The organism is Photobacterium jeanii, assembly GCF_001650345.1.
GTDB classification, from domain to species: Bacteria; Pseudomonadota; Gammaproteobacteria; order Enterobacterales; family Vibrionaceae; genus Photobacterium; species Photobacterium jeanii.
Genome location: NZ_LVHF01000012.1, coordinates 332,813 through 355,082, shown reverse-complemented (window position 1 = coordinate 355,082; position 22,270 = coordinate 332,813). Strand labels below are relative to the sequence as shown.

Here is a 22,270-nt window from a genome sequence, read left to right as displayed (position 1 = left end):
GCTTTCTAATTCGTACTAGTTGTAACTTAGACTGCTTTTTTAGCATCTAAGATTTAAAGCGCAGCATCTCAGCATACTCACGTAGATGCTTAAATGGATAAGGTGTTACGGTTGGTAGACGATGCCTTAAGTGATAAACGTCAAACAAGTTTTCCACCTCTTCAGGTAGTGCATCAAACGAATGTTTTATCAGGTATAAATGGCTAAAGGTCTCGATTTTGCTTTGCGGACTGCCTTTACCACCAGCAAAGTACATACCCTGCTCTCGGTTATAGAAGAAACCTAAAGATGCATTAAAGAACCCCTCACTTTGTCCTCTCATCGATGTTTTTAAGAAGAATCCTTGTTCGCGCAGCCAATCATAGAATTGTTTTTCATCATTGCTTTTGTATGCAATTGTCGAAAACTCATCAAACGGTAGAGGGGTCGTATCATCCCACTCAGACAATATCGCTCTCAGTTTGTTGATTACTTTACTCTCTGAGTTTTCTTCAATGAACTGAGTCAACAATGCAATCGGGACATCTTGGGCTCGTCCTTTTTTAAGCTCACGCAATCGCTCCGCAACCGCTTCAAATTCCGGTAGCATTTGAATACCCGTATCAATGAAAATGGCATAGTCCCCCGTCTCCGGCCAATAAATATAAGGGGAACGTTGGAATCCTTGAAATACTTGCCATTTATCATTACCTAAATCGAGTTCAATATCTTCAAGCTCCTCTTGAGTCGCTTGTGTATATTGCCATTCATCGCCCACTAACTTAGACGCATACACTGGCCAGGGCCCGTCTCGAACCTCTGAAAATTCGCCTTGCGGTCGATGAGGCATGTAATATACACATCCTTCAGGGCTTCTTGGGTATTCAATCAAATGCTTTTTTGTATGAACTTCTAGCTTGATAAGTAGTTCTTTTAACAGTACCTCCACCACATGGCGGTTTGGCTGGCCTTGACGGTTCCATAAGCGCTCTGGATAACACGACTGAAAAACTGTGTCTTGGTACTTTTTGCGATAAACCTGATACGGGTCTTCTTCAGCTGACTTGTAGGTGTCTTTATTACCAACAATTAGGATATTCAGTGCCCCACGAATCGGAACTTCAGCTATTTCTGCGTTTATATCAAGATGCTCGATACCATGAAGCAAGGTTAGTGCAGCATCAGTATCTTTGTTTTTGGTTAAATCACAGATCACCAAACGATGCTCTTTCAACGTATCAAACAGCCCTACATAGTGATTTTTGACAATCGTATCTGAAACGAACCTGTGCTTTTCTCCGGGAATCCGCTGCAACTTCACTGAAACTGAATCGCCATAAGCTTGCTTAAGATCTTGCATGAACTGCTCAAGAATACCGACCTTAGATAGTTGAAAACCACTATAAGATTCTTTGGTTATATCAATCGCCTGAATTCGATTTTTCGCATTAGAGTAAAGCGGCTTCTTGATGTAGTCTCCCTTTATGGATTTGCTTACCAACATCCCCACATCATCAAGTTGATAACGTGTAGCAAACTTTGCCTTTTTCTGTATCTCTCCGTTCTCTAACGTAAACCAAGACAAAGGAGAAAACGTTTTGGCACTCATTGACAGTGTTTGTTTGAATCCAAGCGCTGCACATGGCGCTAAATCGATTTCCACGGTCGTTAATTCATAGCCTGAGTGACCTTTCGGTAACTTTTTGCTTTTGACTAGATAATATAAGCCTTCACTTTCAAAGCGCTTTATCTCTGGCGTAGCGCCACTCAATACTTTTGGTATCGCTTTAATCAGTAAACGGGCCAATTGCCATGTAGGTAGCTCGGCAGCGTTAACTGTTTTGATAGCCAAAGACGTGTCTTTGAGGTCTAATTTGGCGTCCTTTGGTAACAGCACCCAATAACACGCTTCTTTATTGGCACCTTTGACTAAGCAATAAACACTTCCTGACTTATAGATTTCAGACGCTAATGTTACTAAACGCTTAGGTCGTTCTGAGAAGTCTATTCCTTTATAACTGACACAGTAAATCGCGAAGCTTCTATCAACCCAATCAGTGTCAATGGATATTTGTTCCACTAAGGTTGATAAAGGACCGTGTGAGGAAGGTTCTAGCTGTTGTGTAACCATTTTATCAACTCCTGTACTGCGGTTAGGTTGGTATCGGCATTGCTATCATCAATTAGTGCCGAAATTTCAATAACTTTAGCTAACTGTGGTGAGGTTTCTACGAAGCACGAGTCCAAATATCTAATCGGCTTTGAGGCATCCCCTAACGCATTCACGTAAATAAACTTCGAAGGTCCAAACTCTTCTTCTACCAATGAAATTTTCGAACTGTAATCTTCGCTGCTTTCATTACCTTCATGCTTCCAGTATTTGCTGTCTAGCCAGATCGGTTGCTCAACCCCTGCAAATTTGACTCTATTATCAAATCGCTCGTAAATAGAATTTGGAACTTCTTCAAAGATAAAATCGAATGCTGTTAGCACCGCCTCTACCGCTTGCTCGCCCAATGCTCCCTTATAAATGTTGGTAAACATAACTGGCGTCATCACATACGCTTCTTTTTGCCACGAACAGGCAAAACCTTTGTGTTCAAACCACGGCCTCACATATTGGTTCTGAACTAACGTAGCTAGGCTGCATGCTTCCTCAGAAACCATATCGCCAGTAGGCACTCTATCAAAGAACTCGAAGGCATTCGGATCACCATCTAAGTTACCCAGATAACGGTAGTAACCGTTGGTCATAGACTGTAAGTACAATCGATTAAATCGCTCCGGTTGAGCGACGATCGTCGGATAGCGAAGTAACTGAGTTCTAATGTCTTGCCACTCTTGAATATCATTATCAGATGCAGGTTGATTATGTAGACGACGAACTAGTGCTTTGATTGACCGCATACCGTCTTTGTTGTTTCTTTGAGCAAGATTGAATAAACGTCGAACAACCCTGTCCTCAACTAAAGACTTATTAGCTGATTTCGCTTTATCAACCAAAGCAACATATTCGTGCGAAAACAAGCTTGGGTCTCTACTCTCTTCCGCTAGAATTTCTTTCAAACTGGAATCAGCAAACAAGAGAATTTGTTTTCGTTTCAGAGATGTTCTCCCGGCTCTTCCTACCGCTTGTTCAATGTATTTCCTTACCGCGCTTTGGTAGTCACTTGTTTGGTAATATTGCTGTAAAGAGCGCTCTCTGCTCATGCCCATAAGTTGCTGACGACACCAGCTTTCAGCACTTTTCGGCGACAACTCTCCGTTCTCTTGCAAAGATAAGATTTGGTGAAACTGACAAAGCTGGTTAGCAGTATGCGAATAATCATCTGACAACATTAGCTGAGTAGGTTTTTCAAGATATATACTATCTATATCGCTTCGCTGCTGGGTGCTATAAGTGACATCGGCAACGGATATTAGGCTTCCACCTTCCAACGCTAAATTGACTGCATAATCAGGGTTTTTACCAGCACCCATTGAAGCATATGTACTGAACACAACGACTTTCCCTGCTTCTGTGTTTAGGTGATTGGAAATTTCATCATAGCCAACTAACCTCATCCAATCAGCGTTCACGCCAAAATATGTCTTGGTTGGAACATTAAATTCTATCGCCCATTTATCACAGCAAAACTGGATGAAATCATTAATATCCTGACGTGTTGTATCAAGAGTACGGTTTAACAGCGACAGCATATAACGATTATCAGGAACTGACATAAACGCTTTAATACTCGCTAAGAGCTTAGACAGCCAGCTCCGAACAAATGCCTGCTCTGACTCAGCAATACCCAGATGGTGATTTAGGATAAAGTGGCTTGAGCGAGCCTCCGGCTTATATTCTTCTAACAAAGTATCAAGAAACGCATCTCGACTATTAAGATACTTAACCTTTAAAACCACACCATTATCTTTATAGTTGCGCTTACTATGATAATAATCATTTACCCGCTGCTTTTGCTCTCTCGACAAAGACAAAAGCTTTTTACCCAAACGCTCATTCAAGTACTTAAAATCAAAGTTATGTATTACGGTATCAGCTCTCGCTGTTGCACTTATACCGAGAATAACAGCTCCGGCATCAACCATATCCGCCAAGACACCCGATGGTGAAAGATTTAAGAATGACGCTTTACAATTTACGGTATCGCGAGTCCCCTGATTATGGGCGACTTCAACAAGTTTCATTCCGGTATGATGGTAGCTCTTGCTAGAACTCAACTTGCTCGCTTGTCCACCCACTGATTGCCTCAGCCCCCTAGTATCAAAAGACTCGTAAACAGCAGACTCAAATTCTTGTAGGTTAAAGTGAGTAAGCAGGGATTGAACGGCTTCTTGAAACGTTCCTTCTAGGCTTCTATTTTCGCGCCCTTCAATTTCAAGGCTACGAACGTTCTCCCAGTACTGAAATACGGCTTTACGCATAGTGCCAAGAAACCACTGGTATATAACATCCGCTTCATTGACAAAGCGGGTTAAAAGCCCATTTTTTTCAATGAGAGAACCTTCCACTTTCTCATCACTAAATATGAGATTTTTCTGCTTCAATAGATCTGATTTTAATGACAGCTTATGAGTGGCACTGCTTACATGCGTGAAGCTTCTATCTGAAAACAACCGAACAGGTCGTTCATTCAAGTTAGGTCCTTCCGTATTAAACGCAAACGCTAGGTTCCACTTGGTGCCAAATTCTTCGAGTCGCTCACGCAGTGGTTCAAACAGGTCTTCAATCTTGTCGTAGCGAGGCGAACTCTCAAGTTGGTGATCTCGAAAGTTTGCTCTCAGAGTTCTTATAGCCCAAATTAAGTCCTGCGCTTGTTGTTTACACAGTTCGGAAAGGATGACTTGATTTTGCTTGTCAATTTCATCAATGATAAGCACCGCACCACTTAAATCGCGTAATGGACTGTAGCGCGAGCGGGTATTGTGGAAGCCTTTCAGAAACTTGCTCGTCGTTAAGAAAACAACATGAGCGCTTCCATTGCGGATTTTTTCTCCCGGCAGAAGTGCTTCAACAGAGGCCAATAACGACCCATTTAATGAGACTCTATCGCCCCCTTTTTGTTTCTTTTGTATACGCGCAACTAAATTGCGATAGAAGTAACCTGCTTGCCTATTTAAAGAGACTTTGACTTCCGGCTTGCTTGCATGATGCCTTAGACCTGATATGGCGTTCCACTCTGCTTGAACATCACGCTCAGCGTTCAAATTTAATCCGGTTAACACATCATTCACTACCGCATCAGAACATTGCAATAACTGCTCTGACTGATTGGGTAGGTGGACTATTTGCGCTTTAAGGTATTTTTGCTGTTCTAAAGTAAAACGAGGCTCACCTTTGACTGTCTGATTTTCAATTAACTTCAGCAAGTCTGCTTTAGCGCTTACTACGTTATCTACAGAGTCTGTAATGTAATAGAGCAAACGCTTGGTTCTACTAACGCTCTCCTCTTTCCGTAATTCATTTTGCACTTTCTCGAGCATTTGCTGGAGCAAAAAATTTAATGCCGTGTATGTTTTTCCGATTCCCGTCTGAAAAGGTAATGGCAGCAATGCACCAGATTTAGCCCCATTAGTTTTAATATGACTTTCGAGCGATTCAGTAATTACCTGATCAAGGGGGGAATAATCGGGGACAAGCTGGAAATCAAAATAAGTAAACTCTTCTATCGACACGTGCATACCATATTACCCTGCAAATCTTGATGTTTTATGAACAAAACCATACTATGACGCCAATAGCTACAGGTAAATGCTGTGTACTTATACACGTAGCATAACTCGACAGGATTCAAACTATGAGTAAATGGCCCGTTAGGTGGGATCTACTTTTTCGATACAGAATGATTGAAATTATTGCGCTATGGGAAGGACGTTTAAACACAAGCCATTTGATGCAAAGTTTTGGAATTGGACGGCAGCAAGCTTCAAAGTATATTAATACATACTTAGCCGATGTAGCGCCAGGTAACCTTATTTATGATAAGCAGTTAAAAGGCTACAAACCAAGTGATAACTTTATTCCACAGCTAACTAGTGGTCATGCCGATGAATATTTACATCTCCTTTCAAGAAGTGAAGATATCACCGTAACATTTAATGAACTTGATATGGGCTTTGAAAACGTTGCAATGATTCGCCCTATCACACGTAATATCTCGCCAAATATTCTACGCCCATTAATTCAAGCAATCAGAGAGAAAAAACGTGTCGACATATGCTACACACCTCTAAAAAATGGTGAAGAAGTTGAGAGAATAATTTCTCCTCATACACTAGTTTGTACCCCGTTACGTTGGCATGTTCGTGCATATTGCGAGCACTCTAAAGGTTATAGAGATTTTGTATTGAGCCGTATTCACGGTATACCTGATATCAACGATCCAGCAAGTAAAAGTAAAAATAGTGATAAGCTCTGGAACACCAAAGTGAACATCGAGATAATTCCAGATCAACGTCTTAATCAAAAACAAAAAGCAGTTATTGAAAAAGACTATGGCATGAGCGATGGCGTTCTTAATATAACCACGAATGCATCACTTATTCGATATGTACTTAATACATATAATATTGATATACATATTCAAAAGTCTAACCCTCAAGGACAGCAAATTGTGATCCAAAATTTGGCTTCGCTTGAAAGTTTTTTATAAGCAGCAATTTATTCGATATTCTTATAATTAACAATTGGTACATATATCCTGTTGATGGTATTTGGTAGGTCCATTAAAAACAACGGATGAACTTGTTATTCAAGCGACAGGAGAACCGTTGAATCCACGCTACTTCAAAGCACATTTAGAAGCACGTTACCTTGGGTAAATTCAGGTAATAACGGCGAATAAACAAAAGGCTGGTACTAAACCAGCCTTTTGTGTTTTAGGAAACTGAACGACAAACATTAACGCTTACCCTTCACTGTATTTTTCAGATTTTGCATAAATGTTTTAAAGTGTGGCATGAACTCAGCGAATAACTCATGCTTTCTGTTTAACATCATCACAGGGCCTAGCAAGCGCAATGCGACTGCAACTCGTGTTGCTTCGGGAGCTGCTAACCCACTATTTTCATTGATTTTTTCAACCGCAGAAAATAAGTCTTCTCTGTCTTGCATTTCAAACTGTAAACGTTGTGGCACTAGGCCTTCTGCAACACCAATTTCTTCTACGGTAATACGATACTGATTTTCTTTTCTCATCGGAAATACTTAAACCTCTTACATTAGCTTCTTAAAAAAGCGTTCAGCTTTTGGCGTTATCGGTAATGAAGTTACTGTCATTAGCCCCATGGCAACAAGCGCAACTAACTCAGCAAACATAACCGCAAGTGTGATCATTGATTTAGCAACTTGCAGTAACACCCAAACAAGTTGATAATATCAACTATAATTATTTAGTTGATAAAGTCAACCTTATTTCTAAGGACCTGTATGTCAAACTCAAGCGCACTGGATAACCTTTTCCAGCTAGTTCATTCACTTAAACGTCAAATGCATGAGCAAATAGAGCTGCTAAATCTTCCTATCACGCCAATGCATGTGCGTGTTATCAAGATAATTGCCAAAAAATCACCTTGTACCGCGATGGATGTGGTGCACTTTATTAATCGTGATAAAGCACAAGTCACACGGTTAATAAAATCATTAATCGAAGAAGGCTTTGTTGAGAAAGTACCGAATCCAGAAGATAAGCGCAGTCAATGTCTGTTAACGACAGATAAAGGAAAAGCTGTACTAGAACAGCTACATGAAGTTGACAACCTTATCACTGGCAAGATCACTCAAGGCTTATCGTCCCAAGACCTTGAAGACTTCCAGCGCATTGCAAGTAAGATGACAATGAATATTACTAAGAAGTAATTTAATGGGGTAAAACGCAAAGAAAAAGCCGCAAGCGCGGCTTATTGATGGCAATTTGTATAGCCTACGATACTGATTACACGCTAACCACATAACGTGTGCTTCGGCCACCTGCTTCGGTTTTGTTGAGGCAACCTAGCTTAACCAGTAGCGTTAAATGACGTGTTGCGGTTGGACGGCTCACTTTCGCCACTTTGGCGTATTGGCTGGCGTTGATCCCCATATCAAAATCACCATCTAGCATACGGTTCAAAACTTTCATCTGCTCTGGCGTTAGTTGGGTTTGATCGATACGGCGCCAGAAATTTGTTTTGGATACCGTTTGCTCAATCTCAGCCAATACATCGCAAAAGGTGTGGTTGAGTGTTTCTAAGAACCACACTAACCAAGCGGTGACATCCATCGCCCCTTTCTGGGTTTGCTCCAAGATTTCGTAATATGATTTTCGCTTCGCTAAGATACTGACAGACATCGCATAAAAGCGAACAGACTGTTTTTCTGCCTGTGCTAACGCTAAATCGGTTAGTAAGCGAGTAATACGGCCGTTACCATCATCCATTGGGTGGATAGTCACAAACCATAAATGCGTTATGGCCGCGCGAATAAGCGGATCGAGTGCAACATCATCGCGAGATTGATTGAACCAATGAATAAACTGTTCTAGTTCATTATCTAGCTGTGCTCTCGCTGGCGCTTCAAAGTGAATAACAGGGCGATCGATGCGACCAGACACCACCTGCATTGGCGCTTCACCTCGCAATTTTCCACCTTCAACAGGATTGAACATGGTATAGCCTTCGGGAAACAGCAATCGGTGCCAATCTAAAATACGCTCAAGGGTCAATTCAGTATCTAAGTTATTTACCGCATCTAGCATTATTTCCGCCAAGCCATCAGTTTGCTCTGAAGTGGGATACGGCTTATCTTCTGTAACACCAAGCTTATTTGCCAGTGACGAACGAACAGAAAATGCATTCAGTTTTTCGCCTTCAATCGCGCTAGAGTGGATGATATTAGCCAATAAGGTATCCAGCATCGCCTGCTGTTCATTTTCACCTTGCGCTGAAACTTTACCAAGCAACACACCTTGGTTAAATCTGACATCGCGCAGCAATGCTGCAAGTTCAGCCTCTTGCCAAGTAAAGTTAGGCCAGTTTTTTTGCTGCCAAATCCACATTAGCTTTCCTTCATGATTCAATTAACAACGCTATTTGAATCAAATTATGATTCAAATAAGCTATCTATTCAAATCAAATAGTGATTCAAATAAGCTGTTTATTTGCATCACGAGATAAAACAAAGGCAGAACAAGTGCGCATGTAATGATCATGAGCGCTAAATTCTGCCTCGGGAAATAACTTAATGTCAGCGTGCTAGCTCAGCGCTAAGTGACTATTGATTAACTACGGCGCTTTCACTGCCCAACCAATCTGATTTGGATAAACACGGTTGAATACCGCTTTGTGTTTGCGCTTGAGCAAGATATGACAACTTTCCATGACCAGTCCGAAGGCCATCGCAAAGTACACATACCCTTTGTTAACGTGAATCGCAAAACCTTCAGCCATCAGCAAACCACCAAGCAAGACTAAGAACAGTAGCGCAAGTGTTTTAAAGCCCGGGTAGTCCGTCACGCAGCGGTTAATTTTCTCAGCACATAGCACCATCACTACGGCTGATGCCAAAATCGCGGCAACCATCAGTGGTACTTCGTCTGTCATACCAACGGCGGTGATCACTGAGTCCATCGAGAATACGGCATCAACCGCAACAATCTGCAATAACACCAGTGCAATACCAGCTCTAACTGTACTTGCGGTTTGTTGTTCATCGTGTAGCAGCCACATCCATAATTCTTTTAAGCTTTTTGCTAACAAGAATGCACCGCCGAAGATCATAATCAGATCACGACCATTGAACGCACTGCCAAAGACAGTAAATAACGGCGTGGTTAAAGACATAACCCAACTGATTGAGAATACCAAACCAATACGTGTTAACACGGCTAAACCGATGCCAAGATTACGTGCGAGTTTACGTTGATGAGCTGGTAGGCGTTCGCATAATACAGAGATAAACACGACGTTATCGACACCTAATACCACCTCTAGAGTGAACAAGGTTGCCAAAATAATCAGCGCTTCAGGTTGAAGGAAAAGTTCTAGCATGATGCATACTCCAGGAAAATGGAGTAAGTAAGGAACGAGCGACTCGTGGGGTCGTCCATATAAGTTATTTTTGCCTCTTGGTTAGAATGAGTCTGTAGTAAGCCACCAAGCTAAATTCTCAGCAATATTTTAGTTGTAACAAGCTGTAACCAAGAGTAGCGTGTAAATAACACAAAAAGAATAACGCATTGAGAACGAAATGATTTCACTCGTAAAAAACTGACTATTCAAGTCAATATTTTGTGCAAAATGTTAACTGGATTTCATAATGAAAAGAGAGGCTCATCTATACTCAAGGCGTAAACCCTGCTCTTTCAAGGAACCAACATGAAATACAAAGCACATGATTTAAATTACAAAGGTGAAAACAGTGGCGTCCACAACTGGATCACCGAAGATGGGAAGAGTTACTACTGGCACCCTGATTGGCTACACATTGCAGAAGACCAAACTGGTTTGCACGCCAAAGAACAACTTGAAGTAAAAACTGGCGATCACGGTACAAAAGATCACGCAATCACTGCGATTTTGAAGCACCTAAATAACTGGGTTGTTGATGGATTCAACAAACACCAACAAGTTGAAGACTTTGCCAAGCTTTCTGAGCAAGATCTAACGAAGCAAGACAAAAAATAATCTGATATTACGGGTAAACGCCTGATGCTAAAAAGCCTGCCACATTACATGTTGCAGGCTTTATTCTTTTCTTGTCTCACTTAGCTAACAAGAACAAGCGTTACTTGTATTTCTCAGCCGTTGTTTCAGCTAGTTTAACAATCACTTTCACCGCAAGTTCCATACCTTCAACGGTAATGAACTCGTGAATGCCGTGGAAGTTATAGCCGCCAGTGAAAATGTTTGGACAAGGCAAGCCTTTGAAAGACAAGCGAGCACCATCTGTACCGCCACGAATTGGCTTGATGTTTGGTTGCACATCACAGGCAATCATCGCTTCTTTCGCGTACTCAATGACGTGTGGATGAGGCTCAACCATTTCACGCATGTTGTAGTAGCTGTCTTGAAGTTGTAGCTCAACATGACCTTTTTCAAGCGCCGCATTTAGCTCATCAACTTTTTGCTGCATGAAAGCTTTACGCTGTTCTAAACTGTCGCGGTCGAAGTCACGAATGATGTACTCAAGTTTAGTGTTCGCTACACCGCCATCCATTGATGTTAGGTGATAGAAACCTTCGTAACCTTCTGTGCACTCAGGGGTTTCTTCCGCTGGCATCATTAACTGGAATTTCGCTGCGATAGCCATGGCATTCACCATTTTACCTTTCGCAGTACCTGGGTGTACGTTAACACCATGACAGATCACATTCGCTGATGTTGCATTGAAGTTTTCGTACTCCAATTCACCGATTGGACCGCCATCAATGGTGTAAGCCCACTCTGCTTTAAACTTCTCAACATCAAACAGATTCGCACCACGACCAATTTCTTCATCTGGTGTGAAACCAATGCAAATGTCGCCATGTTTGATTTCAGGATTTGCTTTAAGGTGCGCGATGGCTGTCATGATTTCAGCAACACCGGCTTTGTTATCTGCACCCAGCAAGGTTGTACCATCAGTTGTGATGATGTTGTGACCGTGTAACTTGTTCAAGTCTGGGTACTGTATTGGTGATAGGATTTCATCACCCACACCCAATGCAATATCACCACCACGGTAGTTTTCAATGATTTGTGGTTTTACATCTTTACCTGACGCATCTGGCGCGGTATCCATGTGAGCAATAAAGCCAATGGCTGGTACATGATGGTCCACATTTGAAGGCAAGCGAGCCATTAGGTAACCGTGCTCGTCGAGCGTAACGTCGCACAGTTCCAGTTCTTCCAATTCACGTTTGATTTGCTCTGCCAGAACCATTTGCCCAGGAGTACTCGGACAGTGTGTCACTTGAGGGTTAGATTGAGAGTCAAAGCTAACGTATCGTAAAAATCGCTCAATTAATTTATCCATGATCCACTCTTATAAGTAACAATAAATCGTATCAGAGCAGCCATCATAAGATGAAATTGTAAATGAAAATTGCGGTGGGTCAGCTTTTACTAAAAAAAAGCGATAAAACTTAAACCCAGCACACAAAACAAGAAAATAGTTATTGGTAATTAGGATGTTAGACAAAGTAATAAATCATCATTACGTCTTAAAGACGTCCTAATAATGCGTTATTAACCTGTTAATCATTAGAAACTCACCCCTGTTTTGCTCACATTTTGTAAATGGAGTACCACTTCTTGAGGTGTAATACTTGGGTCATTAAAAAAGCGATATAGCTCACCCAATGCTGCTTTTTGGATCAAGGGGCTCACAGCCATTGAGTCGACAATACTAGGCATCACAGTGCCCTGCTCTATTGCTAAGTGAAGGTCTTGCTTTGACTTCACCGCGCAGCGATTGTAACCCGATAAAGAAATATCATGACGTGCAGGAATTGAACCTTTCACCTGATTAAAATCATAAAGAAACTCAGATTTTGCCAACGCTTCTGATACCAGCTTAGCTTTCGTCTTTTTGAAAGTAGCGTTCTTAAAGAACGCGAAGCTATCAATGTTATACAAAAAGCCGCTGTTTTTTGATGGTACCGGATAACAGCTAATCTCAGCAGGTAGCACCCCATCTTGCATTAACTCGCCAGCAATCCAGTCTCCAGAGATCTGAAAAACATATTCACCACGCAATAAATCGTGCGTTGCTTCATCCCACTGTTTCTTGGTGACATAGTCAGATAATAGATCACTCAGCGCGCGAAACTTGGCTAGCGCTTCATAGGTGATATCGCTACCTAGCGCCTCACTATCGAGTTCAATAAAAGCTTTGCGATAATAATTGGCGCCACCCAAGCTAAAGGCGATATTTTCAAATAACTGCACCACCTGCCACGATTCATTTCCCAAAGCTAATGGCTTAATACCTTGTTTTTTTAACTCCGCAAACGTCGATAACATCTCGTCCCAAGTCGTTGGCACACTGAGCCCTGCTTGCTTGAGTTTTTGGGTGTTGATCCACATCCAATTCAGTCTATGAACGGTTATTGGCACCGCATAGTAGTCCTGCTGGTAACGGTGAATACCACGGATAAATGGATAAAGATTAGCATCCCAGTTTTGTTGAAGCGCAGCACTTGTTACTGGATACAAAAAACCAAGCTTTGCCCAAGCTCGAATTGCAGGGCCTTCCATTTGAGCGATATCAGGTGGATTACCAGCAATCGCTCGCGCTTGTAAGATTGATTTTGCAGGTAAACCACCGCCACCTTTTACTGGTACATCGATCACCTGTAAGCCTTGATCTTTAATGGTGCTTTTCAAAATTGCGTTCGCCGCTATCTCACCTTTAGATGTCCACCAATGAAGAAAATGTATCGCATCACCTTGCTGCGTATCAGATACCTGTTCTGGCGCTATTGTAGGTGCTGACAACGCAGCGCCTGAATATAAGCCAACCAATAATGCTAATTTCTTCATGTTTCTCTCGATAGAATGACTTGTACTTCTAGCCCTTGCTCTGCATGGTTACGTAGCAATAAATCACCACCATGAGAACGCGCAATACTGCGTGAAATTGTCAGGCCTAATCCTGAGCCCGACTGGTCTTTGCGATCCGCTCGATAATAAGGTTCAAATACACGATCAATTTGCTGCTGAGTGAGCCCTTCGCCAAAGTCTCGAATAATCACGACCAATGCTGATTCACTGGTACTGGTATCAATTGTCACCGCCACCTTATTGCCGTAGCGCACTCCGTTATCGATTAAGTTGTGAAGACAGCGTTTGATAGCGACAGGTTTACCCAGATATAGAACGTCTTTTTCACCAATAATTTCCACCCTTGGCGAATTGATCGCGGCGTCAAAGTTATAATCATCGGCAATATCAGCCAACAGACGACTAATGTTGATCTGCTCTAACGGCTCGTGCGCATCGGTATCACGAATACACTGTAAAGCGCCGTGGAGCATGGCATCCATATCGTTGAGCAACTTTTCAAACTTAAGCCGAGTCTTGTCGTCATCAAGCATTTCAGTTCGAAACTTCAGGCATGCTAACGGGGTTTTTAAATCGTGTGAGATGGCACTAAACAGCATGTCGCGATCAGCCATATATGCCTGAATACGGCGATTCATCTTGTTAAAGGCGTGAATGGCGGCACGTGTTTCGTTACTGCCTTCTTCTTTAATCTCCATCAAACTCAATGTAGAGCCCATTAAAGTCGCTGATTTAGCGAGCTTTTTAATAGGTCGAAACTCACGCTGCAACAAACGCGTGGTACACAACATCAACAATGCGGTAGCGATAATAAGAAAGATCACTTGGCGCATATCGATAAACTGAGTCGTAAGCGCTGAAAAAGATAACGGCAAAACAGAGGCAATATAGAACCACTCATCAGGCTGCATTTCGATTTGTATAACGACTATCGGTAAATCCAACTCACTCAGCGCTAAGCCGTACCGCGTCCAAATTTGTGGTAATTCGTTCAACTTAATGCCGCTGTTAAAAAGCTTTATCTCGTCGCGATTAGTGATAGAAACGCGAATATCACCGACATTATCTAATTCTTCTTGCAATAGGTCGTGCGTGTAATCAGTTAACCAATCAGCAAAAGTTATCTTCGCCAAATTATCGATCTCTAATGGGTTGCTGTTAATTGAGATGAAAAAGCGTGTCGCCCCCGCCTCTCGCAGTTGACCTAAAATCAAGTGACGATAATTAACAGGTAATGATTGGAAATACTCAAACGTTTCCACAACTGAGCCAGACAAGCTCACCATGGTGTCTTTGGCGGTATCTTGTTTATCAACTTTGCTGGCATAAAACCAAATGGCCCCTGCAACGAGTTCAGCCGCAGTGATCACGACCAATAAAGCAAAGCTAAAACGGAAAATTAAAGAGTTGCGAATAGATTTACTCATGCCTTTATTCTTCGCTAATGGCATCAACCGCTAACATATAACCTTTGTTTCGCACGGTAACGATTAATGAACGATCGACATCATTAAAGTGCTTACGTAAGCGGCTCATTTGCACATCAATACCACGCTCGAAAGGATCGGCATCACGTCCCCAAATACATTGAGCAATATCATCTCGACTGAGTAACTTGTTAGGGTTTTGCAGCATCATAAGCAACAAAGAATAATCACTGCCCGACAGTTTTATTGCATTGCCATCAATATGACTGAGTTGCCGTTTTACAGTATCGAAAGTCCAATCTAAAAATCGTAATTTTCGGTTAAGCGGAATGGTCGAGGTAAACTGACTACGGCGCAGTAAGGCCTTTATGCGTGCTAGCAGTTCTCGTGGGCTAAAGGTTTTGGTGATGTAGTCATCTGCCCCTATTTCCAACCCAGCAATACGGTCTATCTCATCAGTAACTGCGGTGAGCATGATAATAGGCACATGCGAGGTTTGGCGGATTTTACTACAAAGGGTCAAGCCATCATCACCGGGTAACATGATGTCAAGAATGATCAAGTTCACATCATGTTTTGCTAAACACTGCCACATGGCATCACCGTCTTCAGCAAGGTGAACAATAAAGCCTGAACGAGTTAGATACTCACTCAGCGCGTCTCTAATTTCTTCATTGTCATCAACAACTAACAGTGTCTTTTGTTCCATGATACGGCTCGCATTTTCAACTCGTTGCATTATATACAGCTGATCCATGTATCGCGAGTCAGGTAGCCGAAAGTTTTGTAAGCACTCTCTTACAAACCGCTGACGATCTTTAACCTTCACCAAGAGCACGTTCGATATTCTAAATAGCGTCTGTTGACCCTAGTACGTGAATCAAAAAAGGATGACTACAATGATCAGCGCAACATTTGGACTCTTACAAAGGATCGGACGGTCGCTCATGCTACCCGTCGCTGTACTACCTATCGCCGGCTTATTGCTTGGTATCGGCTCAGCAAAATTTGAATTTCTGCCCACCGTAGTATCTGAAATTATGGCAATGTCAGGTGATGCTGTTTTCAGTAATCTGGCATTAATCTTTGCGATTGGTGTCGCTCTCGGGCTTAGTGATAACGATGGTGTTGCAGGTCTTGCTGCAACCGTTGGCTTCGCGATTTTAACTGCCACCATGGGTGTGATGGCGAAGATTCACGGTATCGAAACAGCGCAAGTGATCGGTATTCCAACCATAAATACCGGTGTGTTTGGTGGTATTGCCATCGGTGCTATCGCCTCTGTAATGTACAACAAGTTCTACAATATCAAGCTTCCTGAATACTTAGGCTTCTTTGCGGGTAAACGCTTTGTACCTATCGTGACAGGCTTAAGCGCCATCGCCCTCGGTATTGTTATGAGCTACGTTTGGCCGCCAATTGGCAACTTGATCAACACCTTCTCTCATTGGGCTGCTTACCAAAGTCCAACGCTTGCTTTCGGTATTTACGGCTTTGTTGAACGCTCACTGATCCCATTTGGTTTACACCATATTTGGAACGTACCGTTCTTCTTCGAAGTAGGTGAATATGTGAATCCAGAAACCGGTGCGGTGATCAAAGGGGAAATCCAACGCTACCTTGCTGGTGACCCAACGGCTGGTAACCTTGCTGGTGGCTATATGTACTCTATGTGGGCGCTACCTGCGATTGGACTCGCGATCTTCCACTCTGCTCGTCCTGAAAAACGTGCGTTAGTGGGCGGTATCATGGCATCGGCAGCACTGACATCATGGTTAACAGGTATCACTGAGCCAATGGAGTTCTCTTTCTTGTTCGTTGCACCTGTGCTTTATGTACTGCACTGTATCTTTACAGGGATTGGTTTTGCACTGGTTAGCGCATTGGATATCCATCACAGTGTCACTTTTGCTCATGGTGCCATCGACTTCTTGATCTATTACCCACTCTCGCAAAACGCTTGGTTGTTTATCATCATAGGTCCACTATGGGCACTGATGTACTACACAGTGTTCCGCTTGTTAATCAGCAAACTGAATCTAATGACTCCAGGACGTGAAGCGGATGAAAAAGACGTCAGCCAAATTGCAGAAATTGGTACAGAACTGGCTGAAAACCTTATCCAAGCGTTAGGTGGTAAAAGCAACATCAAAAGTGTCGATGCTTGTATCACTCGCTTGCGAGTAACACTTCATGCGATGGAAAAAGCTGATATAGAAAAGATAAAACAGCTCGGTGCACGCGAAGTTTTAGTCATTGGCGATAACTTACAAGCGATTTTCGGCACCCAGTCAGACAATATCAAAACGGAAATCAACCAAGTCCTGCTCGCGAGTTAATTGACCTCCCCCCCTGAAAAAGGTCGTGAAACTCACAAGCCCCTGAGACCTAAACCTAGCTCCAAAAACAACAAAGGCTTTCAATCTGAAAGCCTTTCTTTGTTTCATTCAAAAATAAGCGTCTAAGCAAAACTTATTGATTAGGCGGTAGCACTATTAATTAGGTGGTAACCATGGAGTCACTTTTGAAGGTGGTACAGGTAATGGCAGTGATTCATTAGCCTTAAGCTGACTTAATTTTAGTACTAGCTTGCCATCTTGAAGCTGAAATGGCGTATCCTGATTCGATACAATCTTAGCGTCAGCTTGTTCAGGGAAATGCAGCACCACGCCCTCTACGCTTGGCATGAACCAAGATGAAAACATACCACCTAAATCAGACAGCATATTATTCATTTGCGGCACCAAGCTCATGATGTCTTCGCGAGAGATATGCTTGCCATATTCAGTATTCGCAATTACCTGCATCGACATATCACACGTCACGCCATCATCAATAACAAAAGTCACGTCAGGGTTTGCTTGGCGTAAATTCTTATCAACAGGTACCACCAATTCGTTATTAGCAGGGATCACCAACTCTTCAAAATGCTCTTCTTTCTGCATCCAACCTTTGTAAACTTTGCATGCTTTGCCTGTTTGTTGATCAAGCAAGAACAAAGCGATTCGGACATCATCATGCCCTTCTTTGTAATTTTGTTTGAGCTTACTGTATAAGTTGCTATAGCGCAGTTGAACTTCTTGCGCTTGAGTGACGCTCGAAAATACCAATGCAGAGGCACAGCACCCAGCAACTAGCCAATGACTAAACTTCATTCCTTTCCTTGGCTCCTTTCTTTTATTCCTGAAATCAGGGTTTAACTCCACTTTATCACTCTTCACTGCTGACACTAAGCTGGAATCTATTAAAGCGTGATAATGGCGTTGTATCTTTACTTATGACGAAAAACTTTCAGGGGAATAGTCACGCACAAAAAAGCCCCTGTAAAAACAGAGGCTTTCGCATTGAACTTGTTGCAATTACGAGTGACTACGCTTTGTTATGCATCAAAAACATCACCGCGTTGGCTTGGTTTGCTATTTTCGCCTGAACCATTGTCTGCGTCACCGTTGTCGCTAGGTGGATTCTGATCATCAGAGCTTTTCGCAACTGACGTAACCTGCAGCGTGATACCAAACAGGTTACGATAAATAATGCCTTTCACGTTGAAGAAGAAAGGAATCGTCCACAGTAAACCTAACCCCGCTGTCGCAAACGAAACCATGAACATGATCAGCACAACAAGGTAAATCGCTGTCATTGGCATCAGCTTACGTACCGTAGCCATCAAAGAATATTGGATCGCTTTTAACGGTGAAGTGCGTTTCTCACACACCAAAATGATTGCCATCCCAAACGCCATCGATAGGAACATACCGATAATTGGGAATAACGTGTTGCCAATGCCTTGGATTGAAGATGTCAGCAACATCGTAATGATAGACACGATAGCAAACGGGAAACCTTTCACTAGATGGCTTGGTTTTGATGGCAAACCAACCGCGTGGTTAAGCGCCATTAAACTCACGCCAACATACAACGGTGCACTTAATACATCTGACCAAAAGTTTGAAATATAACCTGCTTGAACGATTTCAGCCGTCAACTCTTGACCATTGGTAAAGGTATCAAAGAAAACTGCAGGGTTACCGAGCTGTATTTTTAGCCCTAACATCAGCAAAGCAACTTGTGCTAAGAACAAACCAATAATGGCAGGCAGGAAAGTGAGGAAATGGCGAGCAGTGATTTTCCATGCTTCTTGCAGCACGCTCACTGCTTGTAGGTCAGCTTCACCTTTGAGGGCTTTTTCGACAGAGCCGCCAATGTGGAAGCTTTTCTTCAGATTATCATTCATAACCGATCACGTATTACATCAGAAGGCGCACATTGTACTCAGCCATAGGCTGTAAAGCATCAAAACCCTGTAAATAAATGGGCGGCTTTGTTGAATTGTGCAATTAATAGCCGATAATAACAGGGTTGTAAGTTTATGTAACGCATATTCAGAAAGAGGTGATAGAGGCAACGCAACGCGCAGTTATTAGGCATATCGAATGCAAAGATATATGAGAAGAATCCGAGACTTAATTCACGTGGAAATTTTCGTGCTTTTTTGCAAAAAAAACGCTTTTATTTGACAGAGCTGCGGTCTATTATGCGCCTCCTGAATTTTAGCCTTTATATTAGGGACTTCCCCATAAGTTCCGAGGTGGAGATAACGTAGAATTGAACGCTGCACACACATCTAAGAAACCTGTGATTCAACTTAAGAATCTATGTAAGAGTTTCGACGGCAAACAAATCATCGCGGGTTTGGATTTAAACGTAAATGATGGTGAGTTCCTTACCATTCTTGGCCCATCGGGTTGTGGTAAAACCACGGTATTACGTTTAATTGCTGGTTTTGAGAATGCTGATGATGGTCAGATCATTCTTGCCGACAACGACGTTACCGCGATTCCAGCCGAACAACGCCATGTAAACACTGTATTCCAAAGCTATGCCCTATTCCCGCACATGACTGTGTTCGAGAACGTGGCATTTGGCCTGCGCATGCAGAAAGTTGCTGAGAGCGAAATTGAACCGCGTGTAATGGAAGCATTACGTATGGTTCAGCTTGATAAGTTTGCCCCACGCAAACCGCATCAACTGTCGGGTGGTCAACAGCAACGTGTTGCGATTGCGCGTGCAGTTGTAAACAAACCTAAAGTTCTGCTGCTGGATGAATCTTTATCTGCGCTTGATTACAAATTACGTAAGCAAATGCAGATCGAACTTAAACAGCTTCAGCGCAAGTTGGGTATTACCTTTATTTTCGTTACCCACGACCAAGAAGAAGCACTGTCGATGTCTGACCGCATTATTGTTATGCGTGATGGTCACATCGAGCAGGATGGTTCACCTCGTGAAATTTACGAAGAGCCGAAGAACCTGTTTGTTGCTCGCTTCATTGGTGAAATTAACGTATTCGATGCAACGGTAATTGAACGCCTTGACGAAAAGCGCATTAAAGCGAACGTTGAAGGTCGTGATTCACTGGTGCACTGTGATTTGGATGTTCAGGCTGGCGATAAAGTGAAAGTACTACTTCGCCCTGAAGATATTCGCATTGAAGAATTGAACAACGGTGACCAAGCCAAAGGCATTATTGGTTATGTACGTGAACGTACCTACAAAGGCATGACATTAGATTCAGTTCTTGAGCTTGAATCTGGAAAGTCTGTGATGGTTAGCGAATTCTTCAACGAAGATGATCCAGATGTTGATCACTCTTTAGATCAGAAAGTCGCTGTTACCTGGGTTGAAAGCTGGGAAGTGGTATTGGCTGATGAACAAGAAGCTTAATCTACAAAACATCATCATCACCGTCATTGTTTCGTGGCTGGTGCTGTTTGTCTTCATGCCAAACTTGATGATTATCGGTACGAGTTTCTTAACTCGCGATGATGCAAACCTGATCGAGATGACGTTCACGCTGGATAACTATATCCGCCTGTTCGATCCACTTTACGCAAAAGTAATGTGGCACTCGTTCTACATGGCAATTATCGCTACTTTCTTGTGTTTGCTGATCGGTTACCCGTTCGCTTACATGATTGCGAAAATGCCTGAGAAATGGCGTCCTTTCATGCTGTTTTTGGTGATTGTTCCATTTTGGACAAACTCACTGATCCGTACTTACGGCTTAAAAATCATGTTAGGTACACGTGGTGTGTTCAATAACACCCTACTGTACTTAGACATTATCGATAAGCCGCTACGTATCATGTACACCGAATACGCTGTAATGATTGGCTTGGTTTACATCCTGCTGCCATTTATGGTGCTACCACTTTACTCTGCAATTGAGAAACTGGACCACACCTACATTGAAGCCGCACGCGACTTAGGCGCAAGTAAGCTACAAACATTTACCAAAGTGATTATTCCGCTAACTATGCCGGGCATTATTGCTGGCTGTTTATTGGTACTGCTACCGGCACTCGGTATGTTCTATGTTTCCGACCTTCTGGGTGGTGCGAAGAACCTATTGATCGGTAACGTGATTAAGAGTCAGGTACTGAACGCGCGTGACTGGCCATTTGGTGCCGCAACAAGTATCGCGCTAACAGCTGCAATGGCAATCATGCTTTATGCCTACTACCGTGCAGGCAAGTTGCTCAACCGTAAAGTGGAGCTGGAATAATGTTAGGACGTACCGGTAAATTTAGCTTTATGACATTGGTATATGCCTTTCTGTATATGCCAATCATTATCCTGATTGTGAACTCATTTAATGCCAGCAAATTTGGTATGAAATGGGGAGGCTTCACCACTAAGTGGTATGAGCAATTAGTAAATAACGATAGCTTGATGCAAGCAGCGTGGCACTCAATCAATATCGCGGTTTTCTCTGCGACTGCAGCAGCAGTGATTGGTAGCCTGACAGCCGTTGCCCTATTCCGCTACCAGTTCCGTGGTAAGAACTTCGTGAACGGTATGCTGTTTGTGGTAATGATGTCACCAGATATCGTGATGGCAATTTCATTGCTAGCACTATTTATTTTGCTAGGTGCTGAACTTGGTTTCTTAACCTTGCTACTGTCTCACATTACATTCTGTCTACCCTTTGTAGTGGTAACAGTGTACAGCCGATTAAAAGGCTTCGATGTGAAGATGCTAGAAGCGGCGCGTGACCTAGGTGCAAGTGAGTGGGTGATCCTAAAACAAATCATTCTACCATTGGCAAAACCAGCGGTTGCAGCAGGTTGGCTACTAAGCTTTACCCTATCGTTAGATGACGTAATTGTAAGTTCGTTTGTAACAGGCCCAACTTACGAAATTCTACCGCTGAAGATTTACTCCATGGTTAAAGTGGGTATTTCACCAGAAGTGAATGCGTTAGCAACGATCATGCTGATTGTTTCTCTGGTCTTGGTTGTGTGTTCACAGCTACTGGCGAAAGAGAAAATTAAGTAATT

Annotated in this window: 17 protein-coding genes and 2 pseudogenes; 8 read left to right on the top strand and 11 right to left on the bottom strand. The window is 42.6% G+C overall.

The annotated features are described in order from the left end of the window. Positions 1 to 46: 46 nt before the first annotated feature. A complete protein-coding gene (locus A3K86_RS02960) occupies positions 47 to 2,110 on the bottom strand; it encodes a hypothetical protein (RefSeq protein WP_068327447.1) in 2,064 nt (687 codons plus the stop codon). Continuing rightward, positions 2,092 to 5,708: pseudogene (locus A3K86_RS02955) on the bottom strand (hypothetical protein). The gene A3K86_RS02960 and the pseudogene A3K86_RS02955 overlap by 19 nt, the downstream one beginning before the upstream one ends. A gap of 72 nt (positions 5,709 to 5,780) precedes the next feature. Between A3K86_RS02955 and A3K86_RS02950 the strand changes: the two are divergent. Both A3K86_RS02950 and A3K86_RS22925 read left to right on the top strand, forming a co-directional pair. Next, entirely contained in the window at positions 5,781 to 6,635 is an 855-nt protein-coding gene (locus tag A3K86_RS02950; protein ID WP_068327442.1) for a helix-turn-helix transcriptional regulator, read from the top strand. 67 nt (positions 6,636 to 6,702) lie between these two features. After that, positions 6,703 to 6,804: pseudogene (locus A3K86_RS22925) on the top strand (carboxypeptidase); the annotation flags it as partial. Positions 6,805 to 6,883: 79 nt separating this feature from the next. On the opposite strand, the gene A3K86_RS02945 reads toward A3K86_RS22925, so the two are convergent. After that, positions 6,884 to 7,180: a DUF3861 domain-containing protein gene (locus A3K86_RS02945; RefSeq protein WP_068327439.1), complete on the bottom strand. Its 297-nt coding sequence runs from the start codon at positions 7,178 to 7,180 to the stop codon at positions 6,884 to 6,886. A gap of 231 nt (positions 7,181 to 7,411) precedes the next feature. Between A3K86_RS02945 and A3K86_RS02940 the strand changes: the two genes are divergently transcribed. After that, on the top strand, positions 7,412 to 7,840 hold the full coding sequence (locus A3K86_RS02940) for a MarR family winged helix-turn-helix transcriptional regulator (RefSeq protein ID WP_068327436.1): 429 nt from the start codon (positions 7,412 to 7,414) through the stop codon (positions 7,838 to 7,840). 76 nt (positions 7,841 to 7,916) lie between these two features. Here A3K86_RS02940 and A3K86_RS02935 read toward each other — a convergent pair whose 3' ends face one another. Beyond that, complete coding sequence (locus tag A3K86_RS02935) at positions 7,917 to 9,017, bottom strand: Fic family protein (RefSeq protein WP_068327433.1); 1,101 nt, start codon at positions 9,015 to 9,017, stop codon at positions 7,917 to 7,919. Positions 9,018 to 9,243: 226 nt separating this feature from the next. Then, a complete protein-coding gene (locus A3K86_RS02930; RefSeq protein ID WP_068327430.1) occupies positions 9,244 to 10,008 on the bottom strand; it encodes a TerC family protein in 765 nt (254 codons plus the stop codon). Positions 10,009 to 10,335: 327 nt separating this feature from the next. Here A3K86_RS02930 and A3K86_RS02925 point away from each other — a divergent pair, with 327 nt between their 5' ends. Next, on the top strand, positions 10,336 to 10,644 hold the full coding sequence (locus A3K86_RS02925) for a hypothetical protein (RefSeq protein WP_068327427.1): 309 nt from the start codon (positions 10,336 to 10,338) through the stop codon (positions 10,642 to 10,644). 100 nt (positions 10,645 to 10,744) lie between these two features. Here A3K86_RS02925 and pepT read toward each other — a convergent pair whose 3' ends face one another. From pepT to A3K86_RS02905, 4 genes are all read right to left on the bottom strand, one after another. After that, complete coding sequence (gene pepT / locus A3K86_RS02920; RefSeq protein ID WP_068327424.1) at positions 10,745 to 11,974, bottom strand: peptidase T; 1,230 nt, start codon at positions 11,972 to 11,974, stop codon at positions 10,745 to 10,747. A gap of 227 nt (positions 11,975 to 12,201) precedes the next feature. Then, a complete protein-coding gene (locus A3K86_RS02915; protein ID WP_084406484.1) occupies positions 12,202 to 13,482 on the bottom strand; it encodes an ABC transporter substrate-binding protein in 1,281 nt (426 codons plus the stop codon). Further along, positions 13,479 to 14,930: an ATP-binding protein gene (locus tag A3K86_RS02910; protein ID WP_068330156.1), complete on the bottom strand. Its 1,452-nt coding sequence runs from the start codon at positions 14,928 to 14,930 to the stop codon at positions 13,479 to 13,481. The genes A3K86_RS02915 and A3K86_RS02910 overlap by 4 nt, the downstream gene beginning before the upstream one ends. 4 nt (positions 14,931 to 14,934) lie before the next feature. Beyond that, entirely contained in the window at positions 14,935 to 15,639 is a 705-nt protein-coding gene (locus A3K86_RS02905) for a response regulator transcription factor (protein WP_068330151.1), read from the bottom strand. Positions 15,640 to 15,829: 190 nt separating this feature from the next. Between A3K86_RS02905 and ptsG the strand changes: the two genes are divergently transcribed. Further along, a complete protein-coding gene (gene ptsG, locus A3K86_RS02900) occupies positions 15,830 to 17,269 on the top strand; it encodes a glucose-specific PTS transporter subunit IIBC (RefSeq protein ID WP_084406483.1) in 1,440 nt (479 codons plus the stop codon). A 156-nt stretch (positions 17,270 to 17,425) separates the two neighbouring features. Here ptsG and A3K86_RS02895 read toward each other — a convergent pair whose 3' ends face one another. Together A3K86_RS02895 and A3K86_RS02890 are read right to left on the bottom strand one after the other, a co-directional pair. Further along, the gene (locus tag A3K86_RS02895; protein ID WP_068327418.1) at positions 17,426 to 18,085 is read right to left on the bottom strand and encodes a DUF2987 domain-containing protein; all 660 of its coding nucleotides are present in this window, start codon (positions 18,083 to 18,085) and stop codon (positions 17,426 to 17,428) included. A 224-nt stretch (positions 18,086 to 18,309) separates the two neighbouring features. Then, entirely contained in the window at positions 18,310 to 19,164 is an 855-nt protein-coding gene (locus A3K86_RS02890; protein WP_068327415.1) for a hypothetical protein, read from the bottom strand. A gap of 371 nt (positions 19,165 to 19,535) precedes the next feature. On the opposite strand from A3K86_RS02890, the gene potA reads away from it, so the two are divergent. The 3 genes from potA to potC are packed head-to-tail and all read left to right on the top strand — an operon-like array spanning position 19,536 to position 22,268. Next, positions 19,536 to 20,654: a spermidine/putrescine ABC transporter ATP-binding protein PotA gene (gene potA / locus A3K86_RS02885; RefSeq protein WP_068327412.1), complete on the top strand. Its 1,119-nt coding sequence runs from the start codon at positions 19,536 to 19,538 to the stop codon at positions 20,652 to 20,654. Beyond that, complete coding sequence (potB, locus tag A3K86_RS02880) at positions 20,635 to 21,495, top strand: spermidine/putrescine ABC transporter permease PotB (protein WP_198160411.1); 861 nt, start codon at positions 20,635 to 20,637, stop codon at positions 21,493 to 21,495. The genes potA and potB overlap by 20 nt, the downstream gene beginning before the upstream one ends. Then, positions 21,495 to 22,268, top strand: a complete 774-nt coding sequence (potC, locus tag A3K86_RS02875) for a spermidine/putrescine ABC transporter permease PotC (RefSeq protein WP_068327406.1) — start codon at positions 21,495 to 21,497, stop codon at positions 22,266 to 22,268. The genes potB and potC overlap by 1 nt, the downstream gene beginning before the upstream one ends. The last annotated feature ends 2 nt before the right edge of the window (positions 22,269 to 22,270 follow it).